At 72.0% G+C, this 14703-nt stretch carries 10 protein-coding genes and 1 pseudogene; 3 read left to right on the top strand and 8 right to left on the bottom strand.

Annotation, left to right across the window (positions count from 1 at the left end; all coding sequences use genetic code 11):
* Positions 1-72: 72 nt before the first annotated feature.
* A complete protein-coding gene (locus M8J73_RS07050) occupies positions 73-873 on the bottom strand; it encodes a crotonase/enoyl-CoA hydratase family protein (protein WP_055540648.1) in 801 nt (266 codons plus the stop codon).
* 212 nt (positions 874-1085) lie between these two features.
* On the opposite strand from M8J73_RS07050, the gene M8J73_RS07045 reads away from it, so the two are divergent.
* Positions 1086-2705 carry an acyl-CoA synthetase gene (locus M8J73_RS07045; protein ID WP_055540649.1) on the top strand — a complete coding sequence of 540 codons (1620 nt, stop codon included), beginning with the start codon at positions 1086-1088 and terminating at the stop codon, positions 2703-2705.
* Positions 2706-2847: 142 nt separating this feature from the next.
* On the opposite strand, the gene M8J73_RS07040 is transcribed toward M8J73_RS07045, so the two are convergent.
* From M8J73_RS07040 to M8J73_RS07030, 3 genes and pseudogenes are all read right to left on the bottom strand, one after another.
* The gene (locus M8J73_RS07040) at positions 2848-3213 is read right to left on the bottom strand and encodes a DUF6193 family natural product biosynthesis protein (RefSeq protein ID WP_372503912.1); all 366 of its coding nucleotides are present in this window, start codon (positions 3211-3213) and stop codon (positions 2848-2850) included.
* Positions 3214-3225: 12 nt separating this feature from the next.
* A pseudogene (locus M8J73_RS07035) lies at positions 3226-4059 on the bottom strand (alpha/beta fold hydrolase); the annotation flags it as partial.
* 70 nt (positions 4060-4129) lie between these two features.
* Complete coding sequence (locus M8J73_RS07030) at positions 4130-5629, bottom strand: acyl-CoA synthetase (protein ID WP_055540651.1); 1500 nt, start codon at positions 5627-5629, stop codon at positions 4130-4132.
* Positions 5630-5858: 229 nt separating this feature from the next.
* Here M8J73_RS07030 and M8J73_RS07025 point away from each other — a divergent pair, with 229 nt between their 5' ends.
* Entirely contained in the window at positions 5859-8276 is a 2418-nt protein-coding gene (locus tag M8J73_RS07025) for a penicillin acylase family protein (RefSeq protein WP_055540650.1), read from the top strand.
* Positions 8277-8357: 81 nt separating this feature from the next.
* Positions 8358-9176, top strand: coding sequence for an SAM-dependent methyltransferase (locus M8J73_RS07020; protein WP_249828358.1), 819 nt, complete (start codon positions 8358-8360; stop codon positions 9174-9176).
* A gap of 3 nt (positions 9177-9179) precedes the next feature.
* Here M8J73_RS07020 and M8J73_RS07015 read toward each other — a convergent pair whose 3' ends face one another.
* From M8J73_RS07015 to M8J73_RS07000, 4 genes are all read right to left on the bottom strand, one after another.
* The gene (locus M8J73_RS07015) at positions 9180-10760 is read right to left on the bottom strand and encodes an acyl-CoA synthetase (protein ID WP_274757649.1); all 1581 of its coding nucleotides are present in this window, start codon (positions 10758-10760) and stop codon (positions 9180-9182) included.
* Positions 10757-11869: an NAD(P)H-dependent flavin oxidoreductase gene (locus M8J73_RS07010; protein ID WP_055537891.1), complete on the bottom strand. Its 1113-nt coding sequence runs from the start codon at positions 11867-11869 to the stop codon at positions 10757-10759. The genes M8J73_RS07015 and M8J73_RS07010 overlap by 4 nt, the downstream gene beginning before the upstream one ends.
* Before the next feature lie 183 nt (positions 11870-12052).
* Complete coding sequence (locus M8J73_RS07005; protein WP_079054740.1) at positions 12053-13015, bottom strand: hypothetical protein; 963 nt, start codon at positions 13013-13015, stop codon at positions 12053-12055.
* Positions 13012-14655, bottom strand: coding sequence for a serine/threonine-protein kinase (locus M8J73_RS07000; RefSeq protein WP_249828357.1), 1644 nt, complete (start codon positions 14653-14655; stop codon positions 13012-13014). Before M8J73_RS07000 ends, M8J73_RS07005 begins: the two co-directional genes overlap by 4 nt.
* Positions 14656-14703 lie beyond the last annotated feature (48 nt).

Here is a 14703-nt window from a genome sequence, read left to right as displayed (position 1 = left end):
CGAGCGGCCGGGCACTCCATGCGGCTCCACCGTGGGGTGCCGAGCAGCCGGGAGCCGCCCCCGGCGGTGCGCTCACGCCCGTTTGTAGACGGGGGGCCGTTTCTCGGCGAAGGCGCGGGCCCCCTCCTTGGCGTCGTCCGTGTCGAAGACCGGCCATCCCCGTTTCAGCTCGGCGGCCAGTCCGTCGGTCTCGCTCATCTCGGCCGTCTCGTACACGGACGCCTTGACAGCCTCCACGGCGAGCGGGCCGCACGCGTTGATCCGCCCGGCGATCTCCAGGGCCTTCGCCAGGGCGTCGCCGTCGGGCACGACATGCCCGATCAGTCCGATGCCGGCGGCCTCGCGGGCGGAGTACGGGCGGCCGGTGAGCAGCATCTCCAGCGCGTGGGTGCGGGGGATCTGCCGCTGGAGGCGGACCGTGGAGCCGCCGATCGGGAAGAGGCCGCGCCGCACCTCGAAGAGGCCGAAGGTGGCCGACTCCCCCGCGACACGGATGTCCGTGCCCTGGAGGATCTCGGTGCCGCCCGCGACGCAGTGCCCCTCGACGGCGGCGATCACGGGTTTGCGGGGCCGGTGATGGCGGAGCATCGCCTTCCAGTGGAGGTCGGGATCGGCCTTGAGCCGGTCCCGGTACTGCTCGCCCTCCATGCCCCGGCCCGCGAGTGCCTTGAGGTCCATCCCGGCGCAGAAGGAGCCGCCGGAGCCGGTGAGGACGATCGAGCGGACCTCGTCGTCCGCGTCGGCGGCGAGCCAGCCGTCGTACAGGCCGACGAGCATCGACAGCGAGAGCGCGTTCTTGGCCTCGGGCCGGTTGAGCGTGAGCACCAGTGTGGCGCCTTCGCGCCGCACGGTGAGGTGTTCCGTGCCACCCATCGCTTCCTCCCGTGGGGCAGGGCGAGAACAGGTTCCATCTGCGGAACGAGAACAGGTTGCAGGAGGCGCGGAGCCAGTACAAGAGTTTTCTGACAGTCAGTCAGATTTCTTCTGCGCGAGCCCTTCACAGTCACGGCCCCCTTTGCTCTGATGACCGGCAACCGACGGATGGCAGCCACCCGCCAGGCGCGCCCGGGGTCAGGAGGAGCACGGTGGAGTACAACCTTGCCGACCTGTTCGAGTCGGTGGTCGACGTCGTCCCGGACCGGGCGGCGCTCGCGTTTCTCGACATCCCCGGTACGGGCGCGGACCGGCGGCTCACCTACGCGGAGCTGGACGCGGCGGCGAACCGGATCGGCCACCATCTGCTCGACAGCGGGCTGCGGCCCGGTGAGCACGTGGGCCTGCATCTGTACAACGGGGTCGAGTACCTCCAGACCGCACTGGGCTGCCTCAAGGCCCGGCTCGTACCGGTCAACGTCAACTACCGCTATGTCGAGGAGGAGTTGGTCTATCTCTACCGCGACGCGGATCTGACGGGGCTGGTGTTCGACGCGGAGTTCAGCGGGCGCGTGGCGAAGGCCGTGCCACGGACGGAGAAGCTGCGGCATCTGGTGCGGGTGGGGACCCCTGCGCCGGACGCGCCCGATCTGCCCGCGACCGACTTCACCGACGCCGATGCCTCCGGGTCGGCCGGGCGGGGCTTCCCGGCCCGCTCGGGCGACGACCTGTTCATCATCTACACCGGCGGCACGACGGGCATGCCCAAGGGCGTGATGTGGCGTCAGGAAGACTTGTTCTTCTCGGGGTTGGGCGGAGGGGCGCCGACCGGGGAGCCGGTGAAGGCACCGCAGGAGCTGGCCGAGCGGGTCGCGGCGGGCGGTGACGGGATCACCTTCTTCCCCACCGCGCCGCTGATGCACGGCACGTCGACGCTCACGGCGTTCATCGGGTTCAACTTCGGCCAACGGGTCGTCATCCACCGCAAGTTCGTACCCGATGAGGTGCTGCGGACGATCGAGCGGGAGCGGGTCACCAGTGTGTCGCTGGTGGGCGACGCGATGCTGCGACCGCTGATCGACGCGCTGAACGGCCCGATGAAGGGCACGGACTGCTCGTCGCTGTTCAGCGTGTCGTCGTCCGGCGCCATCATGTCGGAGACGGTGCGGCAGCAGTTCCAGGCCCTCGTACCGAACGCGATGCTGCTCAACAACTTCGGCTCGTCGGAGTCCGGCTTCAACGGCACGGCGACCGACGACTCGGGGGCGGGCGACGGCTTCAGGATCCGCGTCCACGCCCGTACCCGGGTGGTGGACCCGGCGACGTACGAGCCCGTCCCGGTCGGCGTGCCGGGCCGGGTCGCACAGCGCGGCCATGTGCCCCTCGGCTACTACAACGACCCGCGGAAGACCGCCGAGACCTTCTTCGAGAAGGACGGCGAGCGCTGGGTGCTCCTCGGCGACATGGCGACCGTCGACGAGGAGGGCGTGGTCACCGTCCTCGGCCGGGGGTCGCAGTGCATCAACACCGGGGGCGAGAAGGTGTACCCGGAGGAGGTCGAGCAGGCGCTCAAGGCCCACCCCGATGTGTACGACGCGCTGGTCGCCGGGGTGCCGGACGCCCGCTGGGGCAACCATGTGGCGGCCGTGGTGCAGCTCCGGGAGGGCGCGGCCCGCCCGACCCTGGAGGACATCCAGACCCACTGCCGCACCCGCCTCGCCGGGTACAAGATCCCCCGCCAACTCGTCCTCACCGACACCATCCAGCGCTCCCCCAGCGGCAAGGCGGACTACCGGTGGGCCCGGTCGGTGGCGGCGTCGGCGGACGGGTGAGAGCCCCGAGGCACGGCCGGGCGGGAGGCGATGGCTGAGGCTCCGGCCGCGGCTGCGGCTGCGGCTGCGGCTCCGGCTCCGGCTCCGGCTGCGACTGCGACTGCGACTGCGACTGCGACTGCGACTGCGACTGCGACTGCGGCTAGGCCGAAGGGCCGGCGTTCGGCTCCGGCTCCGGCTCCGGCCAAGACCCCTCAATGGCGGGCCCGCAGTCGTCCGGCAGATGGGCGACGACGAGCGCGGCGGCCTCCTCCGGGGTGGCGGTCTCGCCGAGGACGTCGGCGGACCGGGCGGCGTACACCAGGTAGCCGGTGAAGCCGGTGGCGATGTAAGGAAGGTCGTTGCTCCAGGGGAAGTCGGTGTTGCGGTGGAAGAACAGGGCGCCGTGGCTGGGAAACGGGTACAGCCCGCGGAGTCTCGGCTCGGCGAACGCCGCCTCGATCACCTCGGGACAGCCCCGGCGCGCCTCGGGGTGCCCCTCCCGCAGCATGCGCCAGGTCCGCTCCACCACCGACTCGTCACCGGCGAGGAAGGTCGTGACACGACGTACGAACCACTCGGGGTCGTCGAGCCAGGGGAAGTGCCCGGCGCCGGGCTGGATCGAGTACTCGCTCTCGGGGAAGAGACCGGCCGCCTGCCGGACGAGCTGCGGGGTCGGGCCGGTGTCGAGCGCGCCGCCGAGGTGGAGGACGGGGGCGGCCAGTTCGGTGAGGGCGGCTCGGGTGGCCTCGGGATCGTACGCACCGCCGGAGCCGTAGGCATCGGCGGCGTCGTCGTTGGTCTGTGCCACCTCGGCGGCCATGTGGGCCTCGGCGGCGGCGTCCCAGCGGCCGTAGAAGAACGGCATCATCTCGTCGTCGAAAGGGCCGCGTCCGGTCCAGGCGGCCTCGAAGTGCGGGTACGCGTCGGCGAACCAGGGCTCGTCCTCGCGGAGGCGGGCCGCCGCGAGCCGGCCCTCGACGGTGACCGGCAGGCCCAGCGCCCAGGGGGTGGCGGTGATCAGGGCCAGTCGGGAGACCCGGTGCGGGTGGCGGGCCGCGTACAGCGTGGCGAGGTTGCCGCCGGCCGAGTGGGCGAGGACGTCCATGCGCTCCAGGCCCAGGTGCGCCCGCAGGGCCTCCACGTCGTCCACCTGCCGGTCGCACCGGTACGTCGCCGGATCGGCCGGGACCGCCGAGTCGCCCGTGCCGCGCAGGTCCAGCAGGATCAGGCGACGGTGGGCGGCCAGTCCGCCCAGGTCGCCCAGGTACGCGGAGGCACGCATGGGGCCGCCGGGGAGGACGACCAGTGGATCGCCCTCGCCGCGCACGTGGTAGGCGAGTTCGGTTCCGTCGGGTGCGGTGAGGCGTGGCATGGAGTCGATCTTGCTGGCCGGGGGCGGTGCGGCGCAATGGAGTTCGACGGGAACGGCGCGGGAGCGGGGTTCAGGGTCGCGCGTACCGGTCCCTCAGTTCCCGCTTGAGGATCTTCCCGCTCGCGTTGCGCGGCAGTTCCTCCACGAAGAGCACCTTCTTCGGTGCCTTGAAGTGCGGGAGCTTCTCCCGTGCGTGGGCGACGAGTTCGGCCTCCGTGACCTCGCCGCGCGGGACGACGACCGCGGTGACGGCCTCGATCCAGTGGTCGTCGGGCAGTCCGACGACGGCGACCTCGGCGACCTGGTCATGGGTGTAGAGGGCGTCCTCGACCTGGCGGGAGGCGATGAGGACGCCACCGGAGTTGATGACGTCCTTGACCCGGTCGACGATGGTGAAGAACCCGTCGGCGTCGCGGACCGCGAGGTCGCCGGAGTGGAACCAGCCGTCGCGGAACGCGGCGGCGGTCTCCTCGGGCTTGTCCCAGTAGCCCTCGCACAGCTGCGGGGACCGGTAGACGATCTCACCGGGGGTGCCGTCGGGCACGTCCGCGCCCTTGTCGTCGACGACCCTGGCCTCGACGAACATGACGGGGCGCCCGCAGGAATCCATGCGGCCCTTGTGCTCGTAGGGGCCGAGGACCATGGCGAGGGGGCCGATCTCGCTCTGGCCGAAGCAGTTGTGGAAGGCGAGCTTCGGCAGGCGCTCCCTGAGGCGCTCCAGGACGGGCACCGGCATGATCGACGCCCCGTAGTACGCCTTGCGGAGCCCGCTGAGGTCGCGGCTGTCGAAGTCGGGGCGGTTCGACAGCGCGATCCACACGGTGGGCGGGGCGAAGAGGCTGTCGGCGTCCCCCGACTCGACGAGGTCGAGGATCCGGTCGCCGTCGGGCGCGTCGAGGATGGTGTTGGTGGCGCCGACGGCGAGGTACGGCACCAGGAAGACGTGCATCTGCGCGGAGTGGTACAGCGGCAGCGAGTGCACCGGCCGGTCACCGGCGGACAGGTCGAGGGCGGTGATGGCGCTCAGGTACTCGTGGACCAGCGCGCGGTGCGTCATCATCGCGCCCTTGGGCAGGGCGGTGGTGCCGGACGTGTAGAGGAGCTGCACGAGGTCCTCGGCCTTCGGCTCCTCGCCGTCGTACGGCTCGGTGGCGGCGAGCCGGGCGAGCAGTGAGTCGTCCGCGTCGCGCAGCGGGAGGGTGCGGGTCGCGTCGGGGAGGTTCCCGGCGAGGTCCGGGTCGGTGAGGACGAGGGTGCTGCCGGACTGGTCGAGGAGGTACGCCAGGTCGTCGCCGGTGAGGTGCTGGTTGACCGGGACATGGACGAGGCCGGCGCGGGCGGAGGCCAGGAACGCGATCAGATAGGCGTCCGAGTTGTGGCCGTAGGCGGCGACCCGGTCGCCCGGCCCCAGCCCGGTGTCGCGCAGGGCGCGTGCGGCGCGGGAGACGGCGTCGTCCAGTTCGGCGTACGTCCAGGAGCGGTCGCCGTAGCGGATCGCGACACGTGCGGGGGTCCGCCGGGCACTGCGCCGCAGCACCCCGTCGACCGTCACATTGCGTCCAGCCGTCATGATCCGCCCCTTCGTCCACCGGTTCCCGGCGTGATCCTCGTTCGGCCCCGCGAGCGGGGTCAAGCGTGCCGCGCGCATGGCCGGAATCCGGTCCGCATGGCGTGAAGCGGCTCAACTCCGCTCCCTGGTTCAAGAGTCAACCAGGGTGAAGATCAACGCACATCTGGACTACGTACGAACGCACTGTCAGGCTCAACCGTTTGTTCCCCCATGACGCCGGGAGGCCCCCATGCGCACCCGTCTGAGACAGCTCGTCGTCTCGGCCGTCGCCCTGCTCACCGCCTCGGCCGCCTTACCCTCGGCCGCCGCCACCGACGGCGACCGCGGCGGCGGGCACCATCCCTCCCACGGCGGGCTGTCCGCCGTGATCCGCTACACCGAGTACGGCATACCGCACATCGTCGCCGACGACTACGCGGACCTCGGCTTCGGCACCGGCTGGGCGCAGGCCGCCGACCAGGTGTGCGTGCTCGCCGACGGGTTCGTGACCGTGCGCGGCGAGCGGTCGCGCTACTTCGGGCCGGACACCGCGCCCGACTTCTCGCTCTCCTCGGCGACGAAGAACCTCACGAGCGACCTGTACTTCCGGGGCGTCCGGGACACCCGCTCCGTGCAGCGGCTGCTGGAGCGGCCCGCACCGGTCGGCCCGAGCCGCCAGGTGAAGGAGCTGATGCGCGGCTGGGCGGCCGGCTACAACGCCTGGCTGAGGAAGAACCGGATCACCGACCCCGCGTGCAAGGGCGCCGCCTGGGTGCGGCCGGTGACGACGCTCGACGTGTTCTCCCGCGCGTACGCCCTGGCAGTCCTCGGCGGCGAGGGACGGTTCGTGGACGCCATCGCCACCGCCCAGCCGCCCGCCCCCGGAGCGGCGCCGAAGGCCGAGGCGCCGGACGCGAAGGCCGCCGCGCGGGCCGCGAGCGAACTGTTCTCCACCGGCGACGCCGACATGGGCTCCAACGCGGTCGCCTTCCGCGGCGACACCACGGCGAACGGGCGCGGTCTGCTGCTGGGCAACCCGCACTACCCGTGGGCCGGGGGCCGCCGCTTCTGGCAGGCGCAGCAGACGATCCCCGGCGAGCTGAATGTCTCCGGCGGTTCGCTGCTCGGCTCGCCGATCACCCAGATCGGGTTCAACGCGAAGGTGGCGTGGAGCCACACGGTCGCCACCGGCACCCCCATGAACCTGCACCAGCTGACCCTGGATCCGGCCGACCCGACGACGTACCTGGTCGACGGCAAGGCGGAACGGATGACGAAGCGGAGCGTCACCGTCGCCGTGAAGGACGGCGAGCCGGTCACCCGCACCCAGTGGTGGACCCGGTACGGGCCCGTCGTCACCTCACTGGGCAGTGACCTCTCCCTGCCGTGGACGGCCGGCACCGCGTACGCGCTGGCCGACCCGAACACGGGCAACCTGCGGTTCGCGGACACCTCCCTCGGTTTCGCCAAGGCACGCGGAACGGCCGACGTTTTGAAGGCCCTCGGCCGGCACCAGGGGCTGCCCTGGGTGAACACCGTGGCCGCGGACTCCGCCGGGCACACCCTGTTCACCCAGTCCCAGGTGCTGCCCCGGATCACCGACGAGCTGGCGGCGCGCTGCTCCACGCCGCTGGGCCGGGCCACGTACCCGGCGGCCGGTGTCGCCGTCCTCGACGGCGCGCGTGGCGACTGCGCGCCCGGCAGCGATCCCGACGCCCTGCAGCCGGGGGTCTTCGGGCCGGCGAAGATGCCGACGCTGAAGGACGCCCCGTACGCGGAGAACTCCAACGACAGCGCGTGGCTGGCCAACGCGGACCGGCCGCTCACCGGCTACGAGCGGGTCTTCGGCAATGTCGGCACCCAGCGGTCGATGCGCACGCGCGGCGCGGTCGAGGACGTCGCGGCGATGGCCGCCGAGGGCGGGCTGACCGTACGGGACCTGCAGAAGCAGCAGTTCGCGAACCGGGTGCCCGCGGCCGATCTGGCCGCCGAGGACGCGGCGCGGGCGTGTGCCGCGCTGCCGGGCGGCACGGCGACGGGCAGTGACGGCACAGCCGTCGACGTGTCCGAGGCCTGCCGGGTCCTCGCGGCGTGGGACCGGACCGTGGACACCTCCAGCCGGGGCGCGCTGCTCTACGACCGGTTCTGGCGCAAGCTGACCCGCGCCGTGCCGAACGCGCAGCTGTGGAAGGTGCCGTTCTCGGCTGCCGACCCGGTGAGGACGCCGAACACGCTGAACACTTCCGCGCCGGGCTTCGCCACGGCGCTCGCGGACACGGTGACGGAGCTTCGGGCGGCGGGCATCGCGCTGGACGCGAAGCTCGGGCACCACCAGTTCGTCGTCCGTGGGGACCGGCGCATTCCGGTGCACGGCGGCACGGAGTCGCTCGGCGTCTGGAACAAGATCGAGGCGCCGTGGAACGCCGCCGCCGGCGGCTATGCCGAGGTGTCGTCGGGTTCCAGCCACATCCAGGCGGTCGGCTGGGACGGCGGCCGCTGCCCGGTGGCCCGCACGCTCCTGACGTACTCGCAGTCCGCCAACCCGAACTCACCCCATCACCTGGACCAGACCCGGCTGTTCTCGGCCGAGAAGTGGGTGACGTCCCGGTTCTGCGAGAAGGACATCCGGTCGTCGCCGAAGCTCAAGGTGGTGCGCGTGAGCCAATGATCCGGGGAGGTGTGGTGCCGTCCTTCTGTGGGACGGCACCATGCCGTTGGCATATAACCTTTTCCCGTAGGAGGCGATCCGGTGGCGCAGGACTCGTTACGCCCGGAGACCGACGCTCTCGCCAAGATCGACACGACGGTGCCGCACTCGGCCCGGATCTGGAACTACTGGCTCGGTGGCAAGGACAACTACCCCGTCGACCATGAGGCGGGCGACGCGTTCCGCGCGGTGTTCCCCGGCATCACCGACCTCGCCCGTGACTCCCGTGCCTTCCTCGGCCGGGCGGTGCGCTTCCTCGCCGGTGAGGCAGGGGTGCGCCAGTTCCTCGACATCGGCACGGGACTGCCGACGGCGGACAACACCCATCAGATCGCCCAGCGGGTGGCGCCCGAGGCGCGGATCGTCTACGTCGACAACGACCCGCTGGTCCTGACACACGCACGGGCCCTGCTCACCAGCACACCCGAGGGCATGACCGACTACGTGGACGCCGACCTCCACGATCCCGCGACCGTGCTGCGCGAGGCGGCGCGGACGCTCGACCTCACCCGGCCGGTCGCGTTGACGATGATGCAGGTCTCCGGGCACATCGCGGACTACGACCGGGCCCGCGCCATCATCGGCACCCTGTTGGGCGCCCTGCCCTCCGGCAGCTGGTTCGCCTTCAACGACAGTGTCGACACGCACAAGGCCAACGCCGAGGCCACCCGGCAGTACAACGAGAGCGGCGCCGTCCCGTACTTCCTGCGCGCCCCGGAGGAACTCGCCGGGTGCTTCGACGGGTTGGAGCTGCTGGAGCCGGGGGTCGTCCCGCTGAACGACTGGCGCCCCGATCCGGCGAAGGGCCCCGGCGGGTCCGGTGAGGTGATCGCGCTCGGCGGGGTGGCGCGCAAGCCGTGACGCTCACACGGTCCGCTGCCGTCCCTCCCAGTACGGTTCGCGCAGCCTCCGCTTGTAGAGCTTGCCATTGGGGTCGCGGGGCATCGCGTCGGTGAAGTCGACGGTCTTCGGCCGCTTGTACCCGGCGAGTTCGCGGGCGCAGTGGGCGAGGATCTCCTCGGCGAGCGCGGGCCCGGGGGTGAAGCCGGGGGCCGGTTCGACGACGGCCTTCACCTCCTCGCCCCAGTCGTCGTGCGGGATGCCGAAGGCGGCGGCGTCGGCGACGGCGGGGTGGGTGAGGAGGGCGGCCTCGATCTCGGCGGGGTAGATGTTGACGCCGCCGGAGATGATGAGGTCGATCTTGCGGTCGCGGAGGAAGAGATAGCCGTCCTCGTCGAGGAGACCGAGGTCACCGACCGTGAAGAAGTCACCGATGCGGTTCTTGCGCGTCTTGCCCTCGTCCTTGTGGTACGAGAATCCGCCGGTGCTCATCTTCATGTACACGGTGCCGAGTTCACCGGGCGGCAGCCGGTTGCCGTCGTCGTCGAAGATCGCGAGTTCGCTGATGGGCCAGGCCTTGCCGACGGTGCCGGGCTTCTTCAGCCAGTCCTCCGCGGTGGCGAACGCTCCCCCGCCCTCGCTGGCCGCGTAGTACTCCTCGACGCTGTGCCCCCACCACTCGATCATGGCCCGCTTCACATGGTCCGGACAGGGGGCGGCGCCGTGGATGGCGTGCCGCATCGACGACACGTCGTAGCGGGCGCGCACCCCCTCGGGGAGCGCGAGGAGCCGGTGGAACTGGGTGGGGACCATATGGGTGTGGGTGCAGCGGTGGGTGTCGATGGCTCGGAGCGTGCCCTCGGGGGTCCACTTGTCCATCACCACCAGCCGGTGCCCGATGTGCAGGGACGCTCCCGCGAACTGCAGGACGGCCGTGTGGTAGAGCGGCGAGCACACCAGGTGGACGTTGCCGTCGAACGGCCTGATGCCGAAGATGCCGAGGAAACCGCCGAGGTACGACTCCTCGGGGAGTTTGCCGGGCAGGGGGCGGCGGATGCCGCGGGGGCGGCCGGTGGTGCCCGAGGTGTAGTTCATCACCCAGCCGAGGGTGCGGCCCTCGGGCGGTGACTCCGGCTGCCCGTCGAGGAGTTCGGGGTACGCGCGGAATCCGTCGACCTCGCCGACCGCGTACCGGTGGCTGGCGGGGAGGCCGGCCTCGTCGGCGGCGTGGCGCGCGGCCCCGGCGAACCGTTCGTGGGCGATGAGCACCTTGGCGCCCGAGTCGGAGACGATCCAGGCGATCTCGGGGCCCACGAGATGGTGGTTGACGGGGACGAGGTAGAAGCCGGCCTGGCTGGCGGCCAGGTAGGCGGTGAGGAACTCCACGCCGTTGGGCAGGACGACGGCGAAGGCGTCGCCGCGTTCGAGGCCGGCCGCGCGCAGTCCGTGCACCAGCCGGTTGGCGGCGCCGTGCAGGCGTCCGGCGGTCCACTCCTCGCCGTCGGGGGCTACGAGCACCGGGCGGTCGGGGTCGGCGGTCGCCTGGGCCCAGAACCCCTGCGGGGCCTGCGCCTGCGTGGCGTGCTGCTGAAGGGCTTGGCTCACTGTTCCTCGCTCCTTCCGGCGATCCGGTTGACGCGGTCCACGGCCTGCTCGAAGCCTCGGGTGAGGTCGTCGAAGACGGCCTGGACGCTGCGCTCGCTGGTCATGCGGCCGACGATCTGCCCGACCGGGGTGCCGAGCAGCGGCTCCACCTCGTACTTCTGGATGCGGGAGACCGCGTCGGCGACGAGCAGCCCTTGCAGGGGCATGGGGAGGGCGCCGGGGCCCTGCGGGTCGTCCCAGGCGTCGGTCCATTCGGTGCGGAGCTGGCGTGCGGGTTTCCCGGTGAGGGCGCGGGAGCGGACGGTGTCGCCGGAGCCGGCGGCGAGGAGCTTCTCGATCAGCCGTGGCGAGGGCAGTTCGGCCTCGGTGGTGGTGAGCCACAGCGAGCCCAGCCACACGCCCTGCGCGCCGAGCGCGAACGCGGCGGCGATCTGCTGCCCGCTGCCGATGCCTCCGGCCGCGAGCACGGGCAACGGGGCGACGGCGTCCACGACTTCGGGGGTGAGGACCATGGAGGCGATCTCACCGGTGTGACCGCCGGCCTCGTAGCCCTGGGCGACGACGATGTCGATTCCGGCGTCGGCGTGCTTGCGGGCGTGGCGGGCGCTGCCGGCGAGCGCGGCGACCAGTACGTCCTGCTCGTGGGCGCGGTCGATGACATCGGCGGGCGGGGAGCCGAGGGCGTTGGCGAGCAGTCGGATCGGGTAGTCGAAGGCGACGTCCAGCTGGGTGCGGGCGACCTGTTCCATCCAGCCGGTGATGCGCCAGCCGGAGGCCTCGCCCTCGGCGAGTTCCGGCACGCCGAACTTGGCGAGGGTGTCCTTGACGAACTGGCGGTGCCCTTCGGGGATCATCGCCTCGACGTCCGCCTCGGTGACGCCCTCCACCTTCTTGGCCGGCATGACGACGTCCAGCCCGTACGGTTTGCCGTCGACATGGGCCTCGATCCAGTCGAGGTCGCGCTTGAGGTCGTCGGGGGCCGTGTAGCGGACCGCGCCGAGCACGCCGAAACCGCCGGCCCGGCTGATGGCGGCGGCGACGGCGGGGAACGGCGTGAAGCCGAAGACGGCGTACTCGACTCCGAGTTTTCTGCTCAGCTCCGTCTGCATGGTGCGCAGGATGCCGCAGTCCTCCGGACGAGGGAAGAGGTTTTCTGATGCACCGTCAGTTTTTGTGTTGTAGCGCGGACGTGTGAGGGCCGCCCAGGGCGGGGGTGAGTGCAGGTTGACGGGCGGCTGCGGGTTTGTGGGAGCTTGTCGCGCAGTTCCCCGCGCCCCTTGGGTCGGCTGCCGTCAGGGGCAGGCGTAGGTGAAGCGCTTCGTGGCCTTGTGGTCGGTGGGCGTGAGGATGTGGAGGTCGACCCGGGCCGTCCGGCGGCCCTTGCCCTCGAAGGTCCACAGGAGGTGGAGCCGGGCCCTGGTCTGGCCTCGGACCATCACCTCGCGCAGGACGCCCGATTCGGTGCCGTCGCTCCGGGTCCAGCGGTAGGTGAGGGTGCCGGGGCGGCCGTCGGTGGTGACCAGGCCGACGATGTCCACCGTCTCGTCGCAGCCCAGCGCCGCGGGCCGGGCCTTGACCGCCACCGTGCGCACCTCGACGGAGGGGCCGAGACGCTGCCAGGCCAGGAAGGCGATGACGCAGAGCAGCACGAACGCGGGCAGCGCGTGTCGGCGCAGGCGGCGTCGGCGCGGGGGTGCGGGGAGCGGTGGCAGCGTGGGCAGCGTCCGGTGGGTGCGCTGCGCGACAGTGGCCGTCACACCGGGGCCGAAACGGAGCACGGTGCCGTCGGTACGGTCCGGCTGCGGCAGCGGCGCCTCCGCATCCGACGGCCCGACCAGCGTGGTGTCCGGCCTCACCAGGGTCGTGTCCGGCTTGACGAGGGTCACGTCACGTTCGGACGGTGTCACGTCCGGTTGTTCGGACGGCGTCACGTCCGGTTCGGCCCGCGTGCTGTCGGGTTCGACGAAGGTGCCGTCCGGTCCGAACGCGACGGGGGTCGGCCCGGCCGGGGTGGCGTCCCGCGGTTCCGGCGTGGTGGTGTCCGGCTCGACCAGCGTCGTCTCGGGCTCGATCAGCGTCGTGTCCGGGTCGGGACGCTGGATCCACTGGCTGCCGAGGACGGTGGCGCTGTAGTCGGGGTCGTCGTAGCCGGACGTGTCGTGCGGGGCGGGGCGGCCGGCGGTGTCGAGCACCTGGGTGTGCTCGACGTCCTGGCCCTCGGCGGACGCGGGGTCGGGGTCGTACGGTGCGGTCATCTGATCTCACACTGCCTGGTCAGGAGTTGCTGCGAGGCGCCGCCGTCGGCGGAGGCCGGAGTGGTCGTGGCCCGCACCGCCCAGTAGCAGCCCTTGCCCTGGAAGGTGTGAACGACGGTGAGGGTGTACGTGCTCGCTCCGCTGCGCTGGAACGTCTGGGCGGCGCCGTCCGGGGCGAGCTGCCGGATCTCGCCGGACAGCCAGGAGACGGTGAGGGAGAACGGCCCGGTGCCGTCCGTGGTGATCTGGATCGTCGCGGTGGCGGTCGTCAGACCCGTCTGCCGGAAGCCCGTCACCGTGATGTCCTTGATGGCGGGCGCGCTCGGGGCGCTGGGGGACGCGCTCGTCGGGGTCGCCTCGGTGGTCGTCTCCGTCGGCGGTGTCGACTCCGTCGGCGGCGGGGCGGTGGTGTCGGACGGGGACGGATCCCCCGTCTCGGTGCTCTCCGATGCCGAGGCCGAGGCCGACGGGCTGGTGGACTCGTCGGAGGTGGCCGACGCCGACGACGAGGAGGAGGGCGTCCCGGTCGGATCGGCGGGACCCGACGACTCGGCGCCGGGCTCGAAGCTGGTGGTGGCCAGGGCCTGCGCCGCCTCCTGCGGGGTCACCGGTGTGTGCTGCACGCCGTAGGTGAGGAACGCGCCCAGGAGCAGCGCCGCGCCGGACACCGCGAGGCCCGGCCGACCAGGGCGCCACGAGCGGGCCCAGTCGCGGCGCGAACCCTGGCTCAGGACGGTGCGGGCGGTGTCGGTGGTGGTCTCCGGGGTGCTGCGGGCCGAGGGAAGCAGCAGGGCCAGCAGCGCCACCAGCGCGGCGAGCCGGCCACGGCCGCGCTCCTCCCAGTCGGGCCCGTAGGCGGCACCCGCGACCGCTTCCAGGTCGGCGACGAACTCCTCGGCGTGCGACGGGCGGTCCCCCGGATTCTTGGCGAGACCGCGCCGGACGAGGTCCCGCACCGGCTCGGGGACCTCCTCGACGGGGACGGGCGCGTCGACGTGCTGGAGCGCGAGGGCGGCGAGATTGTCGCCCGCATAGGGCTTGTGGCCGGTCAGGCACTCGAAGAACGTGGCGGTCGCCGCGTACACGTCGGCAGCGGGCGAGGCGGGCGCGCCGGTCCACTGCTCCGGGGCCATGTAGGAGGGGGTGCCGGCCGCACCGGCTTTGGTGCCGGCGTCCGCCGCGATCCCGAAGTCGACGAGCTTGGACGCCCCGTCCGGTACGACCATGACGTTCTCGGGCTTGTAGTCCCGGTGGACGACCCCGACACGGTGCGCGTCGGCGAGACCGAGCAGCGAGCCCTTCAGGATCACGAGGGCGGCCTCCGCGTCGAGGGGGCCCTCCCTGGTGAGCAGGGTCCGCAGCGAGACGCCGTCCACCAGCTCCATCACGATGGCGGCGCCGTCGGTGCTCTCGACGTACTCGTACAGCTCGGCGACGTACGGGCTCTCCAGGCCGGCGAGGAGCCGGGCCTCGGCGCGGAAGTCGCGTACGAAGCCGGGCCGGTCGCGCAGTGACTCGCTGAGGTACTTCATCGCGACCGGGACCCCGGTCTCCTCGTGCACGCCGAGGACGACCCGCCCGCTCGCCCCCGCCCCGAGCTCCAGTGACTCGGTGTACCCGGGCACCGCCCATGTGTTCATTCCAGCCCCCAAGGCCGCCGTGCCGCCGGAACCCCCACGCCCCGGACC

The organism is Streptomyces neyagawaensis (assembly GCF_023516595.1).
Lineage (GTDB): Bacteria > Actinomycetota > Actinomycetes > Streptomycetales > Streptomycetaceae > Streptomyces > Streptomyces neyagawaensis.
The sequence above is the reverse complement of the archived record's forward strand: the minus strand, read 5'-3'. Positions and strand labels throughout refer to the sequence as shown.